Source organism: Bacillus sp. 007/AIA-02/001 (assembly GCF_004634455.1).
Lineage (GTDB): Bacteria > Bacillota > Bacilli > Bacillales > Bacillaceae_G > Bacillus_A > Bacillus_A cereus.
The window spans coordinates 112481-130131 of sequence record NZ_SEIY01000003.1; the positions used below are offsets into that span (position 1 = coordinate 112481).

Consider the following 17651-nt stretch of genomic DNA (forward strand, 5'->3'; position numbering starts at 1 on the left):
TACATAGAAAGAATCCCTCGACTTTTTTATCATTATAATGAAAGCACTGTTACCACGTTGTTTATTATAACTAAACACGTTAACAGTTTGAGGGGGATTTCCAATGTTAGAAAAACAAATTATTCATTCATTCGTATCTATTGTTGGCGAAGATAATGTAGATACATCCAATATGGGGCGTTTAACTTATAGTTATGATGCCACTCCAAACTTCCAAGCAATGCCTGATGCAGTCATTGCTCCTCGTAATACAAATGAAGTAGCTGAAGTGTTAAAAGTATGTAACACTCACAAAATTCCTGTGTATGTGCGCGGGTCTGGAACAAATCTTTGCGCAGGAACATGTCCACTTGAAGGCGGTATCGTCCTTATTTTCCGCCATATGAACAATATTTTAGAAATTGATGAAGAAAACTTAACAATTACTGTACAAGCTGGTGTCATTACACTTGATATTATTAAAGCGGTAGAAGAAAAAGGTTTATTTTATCCACCAGATCCAAGCTCGATGAAAATTTCTACAATCGGCGGTAATATTAATGAAAACTCAGGTGGATTACGCGGTTTGAAATATGGCGTAACACGTGATTATGTAATGGGGCTTGAACTTGTCTTACCAAATGGTGATATTATTCGCACTGGTGGTAAATTAGCAAAAGATGTAGCTGGTTACGATTTAACTCGTTTATTTATCGGTTCTGAAGGAACACTTGGCGTGGTAACAGAAGCCATATTAAAACTTGTTCCTATGCCTGAAACAAAGAAAACAATGCTTGCATTATATGAAGATATTAATGAAGCTGCACGTGCTGTTTCTTCTATTATTGCAAATAAAATCATTCCAGCAACACTGGAGTTTTTAGACCAACCGACAATTGAAGTAGTAGAAGAGTTTGCACAAATCGGTTTACCTACAGATGTAAAAGCAATTTTATTAATCGAACAAGACGGTCCACCCGAAGTAGTCAATCGAGATATTGAAAAAATGGCTAACGTTTGTCACTCTATGAATGCAGTTGATGTTCGCGTTGCAAAAGATGAGACGGAAGCAGATGCGCTTCGTACCGCTCGCCGTAGTGCCCTATCAGCGCTCGCACGATTAAAACCTACTACAATATTAGAAGATGCAACTGTACCACGTTCACAAATAGCTCCGATGGTTGAAGCTATTAATACCATTGCAAAAAAATATAATATTCCTATTTGTACGTTTGGACACGCTGGTGATGGTAACTTACATCCAACTTGTATGACAGACGCTCGTAATGCAGAAGAAATGCACCGAGCTGAACAAGCTTTTGCTGAAATATTTGCGAAAGCAATTGAACTTGGTGGCACAATTACTGGTGAACATGGTGTTGGTGCGATGAAAGCTCCATATTTAGAAATGAAATTAGGTAAGGAAGGTATTGCAGCTATGCAAGGAATAAAGCAAGCTTTCGATCCAAATAACATTATGAATCCTGGAAAAATGTTCGCGAAAGACACCCGAAAAAGAGTGGTGGTTGAGCGATGACCACATTAAATAAAGAAAATATTCAAAAAGAATTTAAAGAACGATTAAGTGAAGATGAATTACTAAACTGTATGCGATGCGGTTTTTGTTTACCTACTTGTCCTACCTACATTCAATCCGGATATAAAGAGTCACATTCACCGCGCGGACGTATCGCATTAATGAAAGCTGTCGTTGATGGTTTAATCGAACCAGATGAAGATGTTGAGAATACATTAAACGTTTGTCTTGGTTGCCGTGCTTGTGAGCCTGTTTGTCCATCTGGTGTAAATTATGGGCATTTATTAGAAGAAGCTCGTGATATTATTAATCAAAATAAAAAATTCTCGGTGCCAGTGAAAGCTGTTCGAAAAGTCGTTTTTGAAGGATTATTCCCCCATCAAAATCGAATGAGAACATTAACTGGACTAATCGGATTTTATCAACGTTCTGGTTTACAAACGCTAACACATAAAACAGGGATTATGAAGTTATTCCCCGAAACACTTGCAACGATGGATCTCGTTTTACCAAAAGTCCCTAAAATGAAAGCGATGAAAGATCGTCCTTCATTTTTACCTGCAGAAAGTACAAAGAAAAAACAAGTTGCATTCTTCACAGGCTGCTTAATGGATACGATGTTTTTAGAAACAAATAACGCAACGATGAAACTTCTTCAATTAGCTGGTTGTGATATCGTTATTCCGAAAACACAAAGTTGCTGCGGTGCATTGCATGGACATGCTGGTGAAAAGAGTGGAGCAAAAGAATTAGCAAAGCGCAATATAAAAGCATTCGAAGACTTAAACATCGACTATATTATTACGAATGCAGGTGGTTGCGGAGCTTACCTCGTAGACTATGATTATCTTTTAAAGGATGATCCGGATTGGGCTGAACGTGCTAAGCAGTTTGTTTCTAAGATTAAAGATATTACTGCTATACTAGTAGAACTAGACTTCCATAAGCGAACTGACTTACGACTCACGCCGCAAGTTATTACGTATCAAGACTCTTGTCATTTACGCAATGTTATGCGCACATCTTCTGAACCTCGTATGTTACTAGAGGCTATCCAAGGTGCAACATATCGAGAAATGAAAGATGCCGATCGTTGCTGTGGCTCTGCTGGTATTTACAATATTGTTCATTCAGAGTTATCAATGGAATTTCTAGATTACAAAATGGACCGTGTGCATGAAACAGAAGCAGCAACCATTGTTACTGCAAATCCAGGTTGTTTATTACAAATGAAATTGGGTATTGAGCGAGAAGGGCTTTCTCATAAGATAAGAGGAATTCACATTGTGGATTTATTATTAGAAGCAATTGAAACTAACTCGTAATAACTCGTAACATACGTAATAATAGGAAAACGGCTATCTCCTTCGTCTATGTAAAGAGATAGCCGCTTTTTTGTCTGCTACAACATTAAAAATATGTTACTTTATTATAAAAAAGAACAACAGAAACATTACAGTTTTGTAAAAATCAATCCATTATATTCCTCAAAAAATCGCTCAAACCATTGATACAATAGGATTCTTCATTTTCTATTTAGGTAACTTTATCCAAAAACCCCCTCTTAAAACCAAGTATAAAAACACTATAAATTCCTTTTATACTCTATATTTCTCTTATTTTTGCTCCCTCCTTCTCTTAGGATAAATTAGGTAATTTTAAAGTCTATGAATTTTTTTCCATCTTTTTTCTCGCAAATTGTATGCTACGATGAATTTGTCAGTCAGACAGGCTGTCAAAAACAAATCGTGTGAAAACAAATTAAAACTTTATATAGGGGGACACACATCATGAAAAAACGTGTTTTATTATCTGTAGCTGCTGCAACAGCTCTTACTTTAGGAGTATCTTCTCTAGATGCACAAGCTGCAACAGTACAACCATCTAACGTAAAGGTTCAAAATATTCAGCATTCAAAAGTGATGATGAAACAAATGAGCCAACAAGAATTACAAGCATTCTTACAATCTATGGGAGTTGAATCATTAGCACAATGGCAACAAGGAAACTTCCAACCAAACTGCTTCATTCCTGGTCAACAACCTACTGAAAATGTTGTAACTGAGCAACCAACAGCTAAGCCAGAAACTCAAAAGCCAGTTGAACAAAAACCAGCCGAGCAAAAGCCTGCTGAAGAAGTTCAAAAACCAGAAGCTCAAAAGCCTGCTGAAAACAACAATACTCAAAAACCTGCTGAACAAAAACCTGCTGAGCAAAAGCCTGCTGAAGAAGCAAAATCTTTAAGTGAGTTCGAACAACGTGTTGTTGAATTAACAAACGCTGAGCGTGCAAAACAAGGCTTACCAGCACTAAAAATCGATACTGAATTAAGCAAAGTAGCACGTATTAAGTCTGAAGATATGCAAAAAAACAACTACTTTGATCATAACAGCCCTACATACGGATCTCCGTTTGATATGATGAAGAAATTTGGTATTTCTTATACATCTGCAGGTGAAAACATCGCTCAAGGCCAACGTACACCTGAAGAAGTAGTACAAGCTTGGATGAACAGCGCTGGACACCGTGCAAACATTTTAAATAACGGCTTCACTCACATCGGTGTTGGTTATGTAGAAAGCGGCAACTACTGGACACAACAATTTATTACGAAGTAAATAGATTAAAAGAGTCTTCTCATAATGAGAAGACTCTTTTTTAAGTTTCATAGCTTTCTATTATGTATGAATAGAAAATATATAACATAAACAACATAGATCCACAGCTTATTATACTAAGCAATACATAAAATCCCCACTCTAAGTTCAAAAACAATGAAAACAATATGCCCCATGCCATCACTTGAAAAATTCGTCTACTCACTAAACGAATTTTTTGTAATTTAATTGGATCTTTTTCTTTGCCTTTTATTTTCTTAAATTCTTTACTCAGCATAAAAAGAAACATACTAATCCCAATCGTTAATCCTGTTTGAAAGGATATCACCTTCCTAAAATTAATAAAGAGGATAAGCATATGAATAAACAACATAAATAACGTAATTTTCTTTATAAAGCCGCCTATAATACCATGCCCTCTTTCATTAAACTTAAATATATTATGTGAAATAATATACAAAAATCCATATGAAAAAATAATAAAACAGGGAATAAATGCTACAACAACTTGTTTACTCATAAACTCGTTTGGCTCACCATTTACATTCCAATGTACTGCCATACGATTTGGTAAATAGGGATAGAGAAATAGAGTAAGTAAAAGACAAGCGAAAAATATTCCAAGTACATACTTATATTTGATCAAGTGATTCTCACCTCTCTTTTCTCTTAACGGCTTCGCTTCTTTTAGAGAAATCCCTGCAAAAATCTACTTTTTTCAAGTTAAAACTTATACTTTATGCATTTTCTTTTTGAAATTCTTTTATTTTTTTATTTAACTTTGTAGGAAACGGCACATCAACTTCAATTGCTTCTTTCGTAATTGGATGCAAGAAATTTATCTTCATCGCATGCAATGCTTGACTGGACATATATTTTGTTTGTCCACCATATAATACATCCCCAACTAGTGGATTACCATTATGACTCATATGAACACGAATTTGATGTGTTCTACCCGTTTCTAATTGTAACGTTACGAAAGTCGTGTTTTGCTTCTTAAAATACTTTTCTACTTTATAATATGTGATAGCTTGGTCACCTTTTGGAGAAATACGACGCCTTGTAGCATGATGGCGGTCCCTTCCGATAGCAGCATCAATCTTTCCTTGTTTCTTCTTTACTTTCCCTTCAACGAGCGCTGCGTACGTTCTTTTAATTTTTCTTTCCATTAATAGACGATCCATAATTGCACCAGCAATTCTATGCTTAGCAAACACGACACCACCTGTCGTATCTTTATCTAAACGATGAATATGACGCACCTTCGTCTCTAAACCTTGCATTTGAAAATGAAAAGCAACAAGATTTGCAAGCGTCCCGGTTCCACCTTTTTCAGCAGGGTGTGTGTCCATTTGCTCTGGTTTATTTACGATAAGTACGTGATCATCTTCGTATACTACATGTAATTCACCATATTCTGGATCTACACCGTACTCTTCCTCCGCAAACATATGGACTTGTAACTTATCGTTCTCTTTTAAAAGCTCATTCCATCTTCTTTGTTCCCCGTTAACCGTAACACCTTTTTCCATACGAAGCTGATGTAATAGCTTTTTCGGTATTTCCCATTCTACTTTTAATACCGATTCAATACTTATACCATTCCATTTAGCTGGAACGATAATTTCACACCATTCGCCCTTTTTCTTTGTTTCCATACTGTTTATCACCTTATTTCTATTGATTCTCTCATTGTAACGGAAAACACACTTTGATGCACTGTCAAAAATAGAGGACAGTCTTATAATAGACTGCCCCTCAAGCTCTAAGTCTTTTCATTTCTAATAATACTTCTTCAGCTTTTTGTTCATACGATAAATCTTTAAAGAAATCCGCCAACCTTTTATAATCATTGTAAGCATCTAATAAATCGTCCATCTTTTCTATTTTCATCACTTGTTGTTTTTGTTTCATTTTTACTGGATAGCGATAACCTGATACTTCTTGTATTTTGTAATACTCATCCTCTACTTGAACGACCTTTACAAGTTCTTCCTCTTCTGCATCCATCGTATACCCGTCAAATTCTCTAAGTAGTTCATAAATGATATGAGTCCATTCATCTTTTGGATAAAATCCTTTTTCTAACCGATAACCGACAATGCGATACATATGCCCATCGTTCTCGGCAAACTGTACTGTATCATTTAACTTAAACTTAAAATAACGAAACATTGCCTTCACCTACTTATTATGTAATGTTCTTATCACATACTATTTGCAAAATGTAGGCTTTGCTATTCATAAAAAATGCTCATCAATATGATGAGCATTTTTTATGATGATTTTTCTCGTTTTTTTCGAAATGGTAACCACCAGTTCCAGTCTCCAAATAACTTCATTAAGCTTGGTACGAGCATAAGACGAATAATTGTTGCATCAAGAAATATTGCTAATGCAACGCCAAGACCCATCTGCTTTACTGGTAAAATATCAGTAAAGGCGAATGCACCAGTTACAACAATCATTATTAAAGCAGCTGATGTAATGATTCTACTTGTTGAAACGAGCCCTTCTAACGTTGCTTGATCGTTATCTCCTGTTTCTTCATAGAGCTCATGAATACGTGAAATAAGAAATACTTCATAATCCATACTAAGCCCAAATACGAGGCCAAAAATGAAGATTGGTAAGACAAACAGAACCGGACTTGCTTCTAAACCGAAATGACCACCTTCAAATAACCAAACAACAATTCCAATGGTTGCACTTAAACTAAGTATATTCATAACAATTGCCTTAATTGGAATGAGTATAGATCGGAATGCAAATAATAATATAACAAAGGTCGATCCAAATATAACAGACATACCAATTACAACTTTATCTTTAATTTCATCTTCTAATTCTTGTTGAAACGTCGTCATTCCGCCTAGATAATACGAAACATCCGTTTCTTTATAGTTCTTTTTAAAGTCACGTACCCACTGTTTTGCAGTCTCTGTACGTGGTTTTGTTTTCAAAAAGATTTCTATCGTCGTCTTATTCCCTTGCGTGTATGCTTCAAATACAGGAGTTAGTTTCGCTGATTCTGGCGACTGCAATATTCCAACAACTTGATCTGCTTTCATTCCAGTTAACCCGTCGTATAAACTTCTTACTTCATGTACTTTCTTATCATCTTTTAACTTTCGAACGACTTCTTCTATCTTTTGTAGACTTTCTTTTTCTTTCATATCTTTTTTCGTCTCTACAACTAACGTAACATCAGCGTGTGTTTTGACAGTTTCATTAAATGCTTCTTCATACTTTTCATATGCAATCCTTGTATCACTCTTTTCAGGTAAAGCTTCAACACCAGGGAACTGCAAATTAGCTGTACGTAACGGTAATAAGCAAATAACAATAAATGTTGTAACAACAATAATCATTGCAATTGGATGTTTCATCACAAATTGTGCAAATTTACGCCATGCTTTTGCCGGCGTATGTGCTACTTGATTCTTTTTTAATATTCTTTTACCTATTAACGATAATAGTGCTGGAAGAAGTGTGAGTGAGAATAAAATGCTCATAATGACAACAATCATTCCGCTAATCGCGACAGATTGAATATAATCTATCTTAAAGAAAAACAAACCGGATAACCCAACAAATACGCATAATCCTGAAAATACAATCGCACGTCCTGCCGTTTGATATGTAATTGCTATCGCTTCTTTTACCGTTCGTTTAGCAACTTCCTCTCGAAAACGGTTCACAAATAATAGCGCAAAATCAATAGATAATGCAAGTCCAATCATCGGTGCAACGTTTAACACGAAAATAGATAGTTCTTTATCAACACCGATGAAATACAATATCCCCATCGTACTAATAACACTAAGCGCCCCATTCAAAATCGGTAAAATTGATGCCAAAAGACTACCAAACGAAAATAGTAATACAAGAAACGCAATTGGTAATCCAATCATTTCTGCTACTTTTAAATCATTTTGCGTTCTTTCATTAATCTCTTGATTAATTTTCGGAAATCCTGTAGGTGTTACTTTTAATGCTACATTACTTTCTTTCTCAATCTCATCAGCAAATTGTAATGTCTTTTCCATTCTTTCTTTATTTGTTTTCCCGGAAAATAAAATTGTCGCATAACCGATGTCATCTTGTAGCATTTCTTTATTTTGGATTGGGTGATGGAAAGATTCATAGCTCTCTTTCTCTTGAACATTCTTTACAATTTCATCTATTCGCTTTTTAAATTCCTCATGCGAAGCATCTTTATTTTTCTCAAAAACGAGCAAAAGCGTATCTTGAGACTTCTTAAAATCTTGATCTAAAATTTCTTTTGTTTTTTGATAGTCGCCTTCCGTTTGGAAACCGTCACCACCTAATACTCCCGGTAGCTTTGGAGCAAAAATCCCAAGTGCGATTGCGAGCAACAGTAACGCTACAATTACTGTATAACGAAACTGATACAAAAAGGCTCCTAACTTCCCCCACTTATCAACTTTATGTACGTTTGTCTTCACACATTTTCACCTACTTTAAATAATTCAATTGTCACTTATACTGTATCACATCTTGATATAAACAAAAAACGTCTGGAAAAACTATAATAATAGTTTTTCCAGACGTTTTTCTATCTCTCTTTATTAAGCCCTAATCTCTCAGTAAGTAAACGATGGTAGTAAATCGCGATAATTAACAAAATACCACCTACGCAGTAACCAGCTAAAATATCAGTTGGGTAATGTACATTTAAAATGACTCTACTTAATCCAATCGATAGAATTACTATACCCATCAAAATCGTTGTGACACATTTCCCAGCTAAGCTTTTCAAATTAGCAGCAATGATATAAGTAAGAAATCCAAATGTCATAATCGATAGCATTGCATGTCCACTAGGAAAACTATATCCAAGTGCATCTAGCGCTTCATTTAATGACGGACGTTCTCTCTTTACAATCTCTTTTATCCCTTTATTCACAAGATGTGTTATTAAAATCCCCATTGGATATACAATCATCGCAGCATAATAACGCTTCTTCCAAAAAACAAGCAAACTTATAACGAGCGTAGTGACTATCCCAATTGCTGATCCCAATTTTGTAAAGTACGAGAAAAATATAAGAGAACTTTCCGTTTGTAGCCCTCTTACTAATCCACGGACATATGTATCCATCACTGTAACGCCACCTGCATGTACGCGCCAAGCAACAATACCAAATACAGCAAATAACAAACCGATACACATTACCTCATACTGATGTAACTTCTTCTTCAAACGATTTCCTCCTACTATGAAAAAATGCGATTTCTACTTTAGAAACCGCATTTCCTTACTTATTTACCTTTTGTTTTTAGCTCTGTCCAGTAACGATCATAGTCTTTTAACTTATCGTCTACATCAACAAGCCATTCTGTACGATCTAACTCTTCTTTCGTTAAGAAAATCATGTGATTATCACGGTATTCTTTACTATGAAGAGGATGAGCTTTTTCATTTGGATTACTGTAACCAATTGACTCGTAGTTTTTCACACTTACTTTTTCATCTAGTAAGTAGTTCATAAATTTCTCAGCAAGCTCTTTATGTTTTGCACCTTTTGGAATTGCTAACGTATCAGCCCAAATTGTGCCGCCTTCTTTCGGTACAACATATTCTACATCTTTATTATCTTTTGCGATAAATGCTGCATCTCCAGACCAAACTGTTCCGATCCAAGCATCTTCTGTAATGAATTTTTGTTTAATGTTATCTGTATCAAATGCTAATAAGTTTGGAAGCAGCTTCTTTAAATCATCTGCTGCTGTCTTTAATTGTGCATCGTCTTTCGTACTGTTTGAGAACCCGTGCTTCTTAAGACCCACTCCTAATACTTCACGAGAATCGTTCAGTAACGTTACATGTCCTTTATATTTCTCATTCCATAAGTCCGCCCAGCTTGTAGGTGCTTCTTTCACATACTTTTTATTGTATGCAATCCCTGTTACACCCCAAGTGTACACTAAAGAATATTTATTCTCTGGATCAAACGCAGGTGTTTTGAAATTAGAAACCATATTTTCGATATTCGGGATATTCTTTTTATCTAACGGCGCTAATAAGTCCATTTTCGCCATTGTTTTAACCATGTAATCAGACGGCTGGATTAAGTCATACTTTGCGCCACCAGCTTGTAATTTCGCAAGCATTTCTTCATTACTTGCGTACTTGTCATAGTTAATTTTCACATTATATTTCTTTTCAAAATCTTTTAGCACTTGCTCATCAAAATTGTCAGCCCAGCTATAAATATTTAATTCTTCTTTCTTTTCACCACAACCAGCAAGCACACCAGCAACAAGGCTAAAACTAATTGCTGCGCCAGCTATTCTTTTCATTAATTTCATCGGTTTATTACCCCCTTGTACTTTCTATATCGTTCGTATTATAAAGGAAGGTGTCCTCCAGAGTTTTCTTCACCATCTGCACCTTTATTCCGGAAGATTTCAGATAGAACCATTAATCCTACGATAGCAACAATTAAAATTGTAGAAAGAGCATTGATTTCTGGTGATACTCCGCGCTTAACCATACTGTAAATGTATAGTGGCAATGTTGTTGATCCTGGTCCTGATACGAAGAAACTAATTACAAAATCATCAATTGATAATGTGAATGTTAATAATGCTGCCGAAATAACTCCCGGTGCAATTGCTGGGAACGTTACATAACGAAACGTTTGCCAAGGCGTTGCTCCTAAATCATTTGCAGCTTCTTCTAAGTCACGTCCCATACTTGAAAGACGCGCAGCTAAAATAACAACAACAAACGAAATACTAAATGTAATATGTGCAATAATAATCGTTGTTTGTCCAAGTTCCATTCCTAACTGGCTGAAAAGAATTAGTAAAGATAATCCCATTAAAATATCAGGAATTAAAATTGGTAAATATACAAGGCCATTAATAGCCCCTTCAAAACGATATTTATAACGATGTAAAGCGATTGCAAAGAATACACCAAGTACCGTTGTCACAATCGTTGTTATAACTGCAATCGTAATACTATTTACAAATGCATCAATAACATCTTGTTTTTGAAATAAATCTGTATACCAATGGAATGTAAAACCTTCCCACTCCGCATTAATGCGAGAGTCGTTGAAAGAATAGACCATTAAAACCATCATTGGAAAATACAAGAATAACAAAATTAACCAAGAATAAGAAACTAAAAACTTCTTCATCTTTGCCTATTCCCCTCCGTTCTCATTATATTTATATACTTTCGTTGCACGATAATATAAGTAAATTAACAGAACAGAGAATAGAACAACGATAATCGATAACGCAGATCCAAACGGCCAGTCACGTGCACCTAAGAATTGATTTTGAATAACGTTTCCAATTAATGCTACTTTCGATCCGCCCATCACGTCTGATACAACAAACATTCCGATAGAAGAAACGAATACTAAAATAGAACCAGTCGCAATTCCTGACATCGTCATCGGCACTGTTATATTCCAAAATGCCTTTATTGGTGTTGCTCCTAAATCATAAGCCGCTTCTAGCTTACGCTTATCCAACTGCTCAATTGCTGCATACACTGGTAAAATCATAAATGGTAATAAAGAATAGACCATTCCGAGTATTACAGAAGGAGTATTATATAATAAATTTAACGGTTCACTAATAATGCCAAGCTTTAATAACAACGTATTCACAAGACCTTGTGAACGTAAAATAACAATCCATGCGTATGAACGAACAAGAAAGTTAATCCAAAACGGGATCGTTGCCAATAATAAAAGAATAGAGCGGTATTTGCGGTCAACAATTGTAATTGTATACGCAAACGGATAACCAATTAATAAACATATTACTGTTGTAATAACTGCAATTTTAACAGTTTCCCATAACGTTCCTAAGTATAATGGATCAAACACACGGGATATATTCTCCAGCGTAAATTGCATTTCTACTGTCCCGTAAGCTCCGCGCTGCATGAAGGCGAATCCTAATACGAATACGAGCGGGATTAGGAAGAAAATTAACAGCCACGCGACTGTAGGTAGTGCGAGTAATTTCCCTTTTTTCAATTTAAGGTCACCTCGTCCTCTTGCTCCCAGCCTACATATACATTATCTCCAATGCTCCACTGTACTGCCTCTTCAGCAGTTTGATATGCCATTAGTAATTCTGATGTTTTCTCATCACGTACATAAAGCTTCTCCATATTTCCGACAAACTCGATATCTTCAATATGTCCAAGATGGTATTCTTTTAAAATTGACTCTTCAACCGAACGTACTTTTACATTTTCAGGGCGAATTGCTACATAGCCTTCCCCGTTTTTCACAATATTATTTTCACCGATGAATGTCGCAACGAACAATGTTTTCGGCTTATTGTAAATTTCTTTCGGTGTTCCGATTTGTTCGATATGTCCTTTATTCATAACTACAATACGATCGCTCATGCTCATTGCTTCTTCTTGATCGTGCGTTACGTATATGAACGTAATTCCTAAATTACGTTGTAAGTTTTTCAATTCACGTTGCAAGTCTTTTCGTAACTTAAAGTCAAGCGCTCCAAGTGGCTCATCTAATAGTAATACACGTGGATTATTTACAATCGCTCTTGCAATTGCAACACGCTGCTGTTGTCCACCAGAAAGCTTCGCAGGTTTACGATTACGGAACTCAAGTAACTGCGTTAAACGCATTGCCTCTTCAGCACGCTCTTTCTGCTCTGCTGCTGATACTTTCTGCATTTTCATACCAAAACAAATATTCTTCTCTACTGTCATATGTGGGAATAGTGCGTAATGTTGGAACACTAGGTTCATATGACGCTTATATGGCGGCAAATCGTTAATTCTTTCATCATCTAATAAAAGATTCCCTTTAGTTGGAGTTTCAAATCCTGCGATCATACGAAGTAACGTCGTTTTCCCGCAGCCACTCGGCCCTAAAATTGTTAAAAACTCTCCCTCTTTAATATCTAAAGAAAGAGATGGGATAATCACTTGATTTCCAAAATGTTTTTCAACTGCTTCAACTTTAATAATCTTTTTCATTTTCCCGTCCTATCTATCTTAAATTTTAAATTTTTATATTCATGAATAAATATTTATGTTCTATAGACTATTTTTTTGTTTCGATCCAAACAAAAATGGTTATTTAGCAAGCGTTCGTTTCTATTCTTTATGTAGTATGTTTGATTCATTTTCGCATGATACATAACGTCGAACAGAAAAACCCCTTCCATTGCGAAGGGGCTATTATCATACGGCTACGCCTACTGATAAACACCATCATCATTTTAACAACTTTCGGATGAATTTTAAAGCACTTTTTGTAGAAGAGTAACGAATTTTCATGTCGAATGCTGTAGATTGGGCTAAAATGCTTTTATAATGTGAAAAAGTCCGAAAACTTTCTTTCCCATGATACCCCCCTAATCCACTACTTCCAACACCCCCAAAAGGTAAATATGGCGTAGCAAGATGATAGACAACATCATTAATACAGCCTCCACCATATGAAATATTACTCGTCACTTTCTTTTGTACTTCTTTATCTTCAGAAAATACATATAACGCTAACGGCTTCGGATGTTGCTGGATTGTGCCAATTACATCTTCTATATTGTCGTACTCTATGATTGGTAAAATCGGACCAAAAATTTCATCTTCCATAACAGTATCTTGCCATGTAATATCCGCTAGTACTGTCGGTTCAATATGTAATGTATCTTTCTTATAGTTTCCACCAATTACGACTTGACCATCTTGTAAAAATCCACATAATCGTTCAAAATGACGCTCACTGACAATACGCACATAATTTTCATTTTGCAAAGGTTCTTTACTATACTGCTCTGTAATTTCATGTCGCAGTGCCTCAATTAGCTTTTCTTTCACGGAAGAATGCACGTACATATAATCAGGCGCTACACACGTCTGCCCTGCATTTAAAAACTTACCCCAAACAATTCTTCTTGCTGTCATCTCTATCTTTGCATCTTTATGTACAATACAAGGACTTTTCCCGCCAAGTTCTAAAGTGAGCGGCGTCAACTGTTTCGCTGCTGCTTCCATTACAACTTTTCCAACGCCAACACTACCAGTAAAGAAAATATAATCAAACGGTTCCTTCAGCAAAGATGTACTCTCTTCAACGCCACCTTCTACTACCGCTACAAGCTCTTCTGGGAATAATTCATCTAACATTCTCTTAAGCACTTTTGAAACGCTTGGCGTTAACTCTGACGGCTTTAAAACGATTGTATTTCCAGCTGCCAGTGCTCCTACAAGTGGTGCAATTGCTAATTGAAAAGGATAGTTCCACGGTGCAATAATAAGCGTCACACCATACGGTTCTGGCACTACTTTTCCTTTTGATCCAAAATGAGTGAGTGCTGTTCGAACTCGTTTCGGTTTACTCCACGATGAAATATGTTTCAATTGAAAGGAAATTTCTTTTAATACATATCCAACTTCCGTTGTAAACGACTCGTGAACTGACTTATTTAAATCTAATTTCAATGCCTGAAATATTTCTTCTTCAAAATGCTGAATGCCTTCATAAAGCTTCTTCAAATTATTCTTTCTCATTTCGATGCTTCTCGTATGCCCTTTTAAAAAATATTCCTTTTGCCTACTTACAATAGAGGAAATACTCATTCACTCACCTTCTTCCACTATTTTTATCCAATTCTTTCATTATTTATATAGACTTCATATATAACAAATTTCTATTCTTAAGGTTACATTATATATGACTTTTTCAGCTATATAAAATTCATTGCTCACAAAAAAACTACCGAAAGAAAATCTCTCGGTAGTTTTACAGTATTAACGATATAAACGAACAGCACCTGCAGAATTATCATCAGCTTGTCCTACTACTTCAAATTTCAAACCAAGCTTCGGTAAAATACGTCCTGCATCTGGAATCTGTTGATTAATATACGTTTTAGAATCATCAAACTTCGGTACGCCTGCTAAGCCATCATACGTAAATGTTCCACGCGTTGGAGATACGACTTTCCAAGCTGGCGTTTTGTCAAATGAAAACGCTGCATCAGCGATTTGGAATCGTGTACTACTCTTAACTGTTGGTTTACCATTTAAAGTACCAACAATTGCTTCTGGATGAGAATCAACTACACCAAGGAAACCGTGTCCTGGATGTACACCAACCCAGTTATCTGTATAAGCTGAATCTGCATACCATACAACCATACCAGTGTTAAATACTGGACCGCGAGCAAATTTCAACGCGTTATCTGCCCCAGCATAGTTTCTCCACTCAACATAGTAGTTATGTTTTTTCTTCTCTGTTCCGTTAGATACAACGAAACCATCTAATTTTAATTGTGGTGTACCTTCTGCGTCATCAGAGAATACTACTTTACCATCTACTGTTAATGAAGCATTATCAAGAGCGAATCCATTTAATGCTAAACCACCATCAGTAATGTAATCAAATGTTAATTTTACTTTCTTGCCTTTGAATTGACTTAAATCATATGATTTGTCAATCCATTTTCCATTTGTCGAATCTGCATTTCCACTATTTGCTTTCTCACCAAGTCTTTCAATTAACGTTTGTTTACCATCTTCTGTTACAGCGTGTACTTCAAGGAAATCATAACCTGCTTCAATCTCATATAATGACTTGAAATCAAATTTTGCATTCGTTGCATTCGTTAAATCGAACAGTGGTGTTTCCATCTTCGTATGAAGATCATCACCTTTTGTGCTGTAGTAATACTGTTTTCCAAATGCTGGCTCAATTGTTTTAACATCTTTATCTGGTAAGTTAACACGGATCATGCCTGGTCTTGCTGATTTCGTAACACTTTGATCCAAATATGTCGCTAGACCGATACCTTTATTTAATTTCTCGTAATCTACTTCTACGATATTTGCCCAGTTACCACCGATTGTTTTTTGGAAAAACTCTTTATTTTGTGGCGAGAAACTCGTTGGCGTCGTTCCAGCGATTTTACCAGCCCAGCTTCCGCCACTCATAATAGACCAAGCTTCAATCGGCTCACCTTGACCACTATATTGTGTATCGTACTCATCTGGAAGACCTAAATCGTGACCATATTCATGTGCGAATACACCAACTGCTCCATCTTCTGGTTCAATTGTGTAGTCGAATGCTGCCATCTTTCCACCCCAATATGGTACTTTCGCTTGTGTACCTTCAATTGGGAATGGCTTTGGTCCAACTGTCCAACGGTGCGACCAAATTGCATCATCGCCTAATTTACCACCGCCTGCTTCTTGTCCAACACCCGCATGAATAATCATTAAGTGATCGATTAAACCGTCTGGTTGATTTTTATTCCCATCACCATTTACATCGTATTGATCAAATTGGTCGAACTCTGATAAATCAATACCACTATCTACAGCTGCTTTTAATGCATCTTTTACTAAATCACGTGGCCCTTTTGGTCCTTTATTATCATGGCCTCCGCCCGGAGCATCTGCACCGTAATCAGCAGCTTTACCAGGAACTGTTAACCATTTTGTAACTGTTCCGTCTACAGTATAACTACCACCAGATTGCTCTTCGTAATATTGTTTAAACGTTTCAATTTTACTTCCATCATCTAATGTGAATGGCTCGTTGCCGAATAACATTTTTTCATAATGTTCTTTATTAAAATCGTTAGAATACATATATCCAGGCTCTTTGTCGATATTATTATGTTTAAAGTCAGCGTACTCTACAAGTAAAACGAGTACTTTGTCTTTACGAACTTCACCGTTATAGTCTTTTTGTTTCGCTGGAGAAGTTGGTACTTTACCATTTAGACCGCCTTTAACTGGGCCTGTCGCTGCAGGTGTGCCTGTTGCTGGTTGATTTAATTTTTCTTTCGTGTCTGCTTTCGCATCTTTCACTTTCTTTAAAAAGTCAGATGCATCTTTCGTAAGTTGGTCCCCATTTGCTGCTTCTTTCCCAGGATTTTCACCCTTTTTGTTCTCTACATACTTTTCGACTGCTTTCTTTGTTTCTGTCTCTGAAGCCTTCGAATCAATTACCCCACGTTTTTTTAATGCATCTGCTAAACGTTCTTCCGGAATTAAATGATCATCCACTGGGCTCGTAGCTGTTTTATTCACAGGCGTTTCAGCATATGCAGATTGAGTGCCAGCTCCGAATGAAAGGCCTAATACAGCTGTCAATGCGATTGATGACAAAACTTTGAACGGTTTCTTGTTCATCCCTTATTTCCTCCCCTAATAAATAATATGTATTACAAATTAAATTTTATTAAAAATTCAATATTTTTTCAATATTTAGTCATATTATGTAATGTTTTTAATATATTTGTAAAAATTTCATAGTTAGCATACGAATATATCACAATTCAACAATGTTTTCTGAAAATATTGAAAGTTTTTATCGAACAATTTATAATTTCCATAGAGGGAGTTTAATGGGGATTTTATCTTTGTTTCATCTACACAATATTTGATAATTCACTATATAAAACACAAAATCGGATTTCATTATCATGTATTCTGTAGCAGCAATTATGACCGATAATTAGGGAGG

At 35.9% G+C, this 17651-nt stretch carries 14 protein-coding genes; 3 read left to right on the plus strand and 11 right to left on the minus strand.

Features of this window, described 5'->3' with window-relative positions; translation table 11 throughout:
- Window positions 1-103 precede the first annotated feature (103 nt).
- The 3 genes from glcD to ES895_RS09860 all read left to right on the plus strand — a co-directional run bounded on the left by glcD (window position 104) and on the right by ES895_RS09860 (window position 4134).
- On the plus strand, window positions 104-1516 hold the full coding sequence (gene glcD, locus ES895_RS09850; RefSeq protein WP_000890754.1) for a glycolate oxidase subunit GlcD: 1413 nt from the start codon (window positions 104-106) through the stop codon (window positions 1514-1516).
- Complete coding sequence (locus tag ES895_RS09855; RefSeq protein ID WP_000209648.1) at window positions 1513-2841, plus strand: (Fe-S)-binding protein; 1329 nt, start codon at window positions 1513-1515, stop codon at window positions 2839-2841. Before glcD ends, ES895_RS09855 begins: the two co-directional genes overlap by 4 nt.
- A 465-nt stretch (window positions 2842-3306) precedes the next feature.
- The gene (locus ES895_RS09860; RefSeq protein ID WP_000747596.1) at window positions 3307-4134 is read left to right on the plus strand and encodes a CAP domain-containing protein; all 828 of its coding nucleotides are present in this window, start codon (window positions 3307-3309) and stop codon (window positions 4132-4134) included.
- Window positions 4135-4174: 40 nt separating this feature from the next.
- Here ES895_RS09860 and ES895_RS09865 read toward each other — a convergent pair whose 3' ends face one another.
- From ES895_RS09865 to inhA1, 11 genes are all read right to left on the minus strand, one after another.
- Window positions 4175-4780: a DUF1648 domain-containing protein gene (locus ES895_RS09865; protein WP_000598997.1), complete on the minus strand. Its 606-nt coding sequence runs from the start codon at window positions 4778-4780 to the stop codon at window positions 4175-4177.
- 91 nt (window positions 4781-4871) lie between these two features.
- The gene (locus ES895_RS09870) at window positions 4872-5795 is read right to left on the minus strand and encodes an RluA family pseudouridine synthase (RefSeq protein ID WP_000448320.1); all 924 of its coding nucleotides are present in this window, start codon (window positions 5793-5795) and stop codon (window positions 4872-4874) included.
- Window positions 5796-5895: 100 nt separating this feature from the next.
- Window positions 5896-6312 (minus strand): hypothetical protein, encoded by a 417-nt coding sequence (locus tag ES895_RS09875; RefSeq protein ID WP_000490301.1) that lies wholly within the window; start codon window positions 6310-6312, stop codon window positions 5896-5898.
- A 101-nt stretch (window positions 6313-6413) separates the two neighbouring features.
- Complete coding sequence (locus ES895_RS09880; protein WP_135238314.1) at window positions 6414-8606, minus strand: MMPL family transporter; 2193 nt, start codon at window positions 8604-8606, stop codon at window positions 6414-6416.
- A gap of 110 nt (window positions 8607-8716) precedes the next feature.
- Complete coding sequence (locus ES895_RS09885) at window positions 8717-9364, minus strand: phosphatase PAP2 family protein (protein WP_135238315.1); 648 nt, start codon at window positions 9362-9364, stop codon at window positions 8717-8719.
- Between the two features lie 59 nt (window positions 9365-9423).
- Window positions 9424-10473, minus strand: a complete 1050-nt coding sequence (potD, locus tag ES895_RS09890) for a spermidine/putrescine ABC transporter substrate-binding protein PotD (protein ID WP_000772485.1) — start codon at window positions 10471-10473, stop codon at window positions 9424-9426.
- Window positions 10474-10511: 38 nt separating this feature from the next.
- On the minus strand, window positions 10512-11312 hold the full coding sequence (potC, locus tag ES895_RS09895) for a spermidine/putrescine ABC transporter permease PotC (protein WP_000714192.1): 801 nt from the start codon (window positions 11310-11312) through the stop codon (window positions 10512-10514).
- 6 nt (window positions 11313-11318) lie between these two features.
- Window positions 11319-12167 carry a spermidine/putrescine ABC transporter permease PotB gene (potB, locus tag ES895_RS09900; RefSeq protein WP_000715500.1) on the minus strand — a complete coding sequence of 283 codons (849 nt, stop codon included), beginning with the start codon at window positions 12165-12167 and terminating at the stop codon, window positions 11319-11321.
- Window positions 12164-13147: a spermidine/putrescine ABC transporter ATP-binding protein PotA gene (potA, locus tag ES895_RS09905; RefSeq protein ID WP_087875086.1), complete on the minus strand. Its 984-nt coding sequence runs from the start codon at window positions 13145-13147 to the stop codon at window positions 12164-12166. The genes potB and potA overlap by 4 nt, the downstream gene beginning before the upstream one ends.
- Window positions 13148-13387: 240 nt before the next feature.
- Complete coding sequence (locus ES895_RS09910) at window positions 13388-14755, minus strand: aldehyde dehydrogenase (RefSeq protein WP_097813773.1); 1368 nt, start codon at window positions 14753-14755, stop codon at window positions 13388-13390.
- 171 nt (window positions 14756-14926) lie between these two features.
- Window positions 14927-17317 carry a M6 family metalloprotease immune inhibitor InhA1 gene (gene inhA1, locus ES895_RS09915; RefSeq protein ID WP_001035946.1) on the minus strand — a complete coding sequence of 797 codons (2391 nt, stop codon included), beginning with the start codon at window positions 17315-17317 and terminating at the stop codon, window positions 14927-14929.
- Between the last annotated feature and the right edge of the window lie 334 nt (window positions 17318-17651).

What these genes read in the sequence shown, in the direction of transcription:
- glcD (WP_000890754.1), top strand. Translation starts at nt 104, where the DNA reads ATGTTAGAAAAACAAATTATTCATTCATTCGTATCTATTGTTGGCGAA.
- ES895_RS09855 (WP_000209648.1), top strand. Translation starts at nt 1,513, where the DNA reads ATGACCACATTAAATAAAGAAAATATTCAAAAAGAATTTAAAGAACGA.
- ES895_RS09860 (WP_000747596.1), top strand. Translation starts at nt 3,307, where the DNA reads ATGAAAAAACGTGTTTTATTATCTGTAGCTGCTGCAACAGCTCTTACT.
- ES895_RS09870 (WP_000448320.1), bottom strand. Translation starts at nt 5,795, where the DNA reads ATGGAAACAAAGAAAAAGGGCGAATGGTGTGAAATTATCGTTCCAGCT.
- ES895_RS09875 (WP_000490301.1), bottom strand. Translation starts at nt 6,312, where the DNA reads ATGTTTCGTTATTTTAAGTTTAAGTTAAATGATACAGTACAGTTTGCC.
- potD (WP_000772485.1), bottom strand. Translation starts at nt 10,473, where the DNA reads ATGAAATTAATGAAAAGAATAGCTGGCGCAGCAATTAGTTTTAGCCTT.
- potC (WP_000714192.1), bottom strand. Translation starts at nt 11,312, where the DNA reads ATGAAGAAGTTTTTAGTTTCTTATTCTTGGTTAATTTTGTTATTCTTG.
- potA (WP_087875086.1), bottom strand. Translation starts at nt 13,147, where the DNA reads ATGAAAAAGATTATTAAAGTTGAAGCAGTTGAAAAACATTTTGGAAAT.
- ES895_RS09910 (WP_097813773.1), bottom strand. Translation starts at nt 14,755, where the DNA reads ATGAGTATTTCCTCTATTGTAAGTAGGCAAAAGGAATATTTTTTAAAA.
- inhA1 (WP_001035946.1), bottom strand. Translation starts at nt 17,317, where the DNA reads ATGAACAAGAAACCGTTCAAAGTTTTGTCATCAATCGCATTGACAGCT.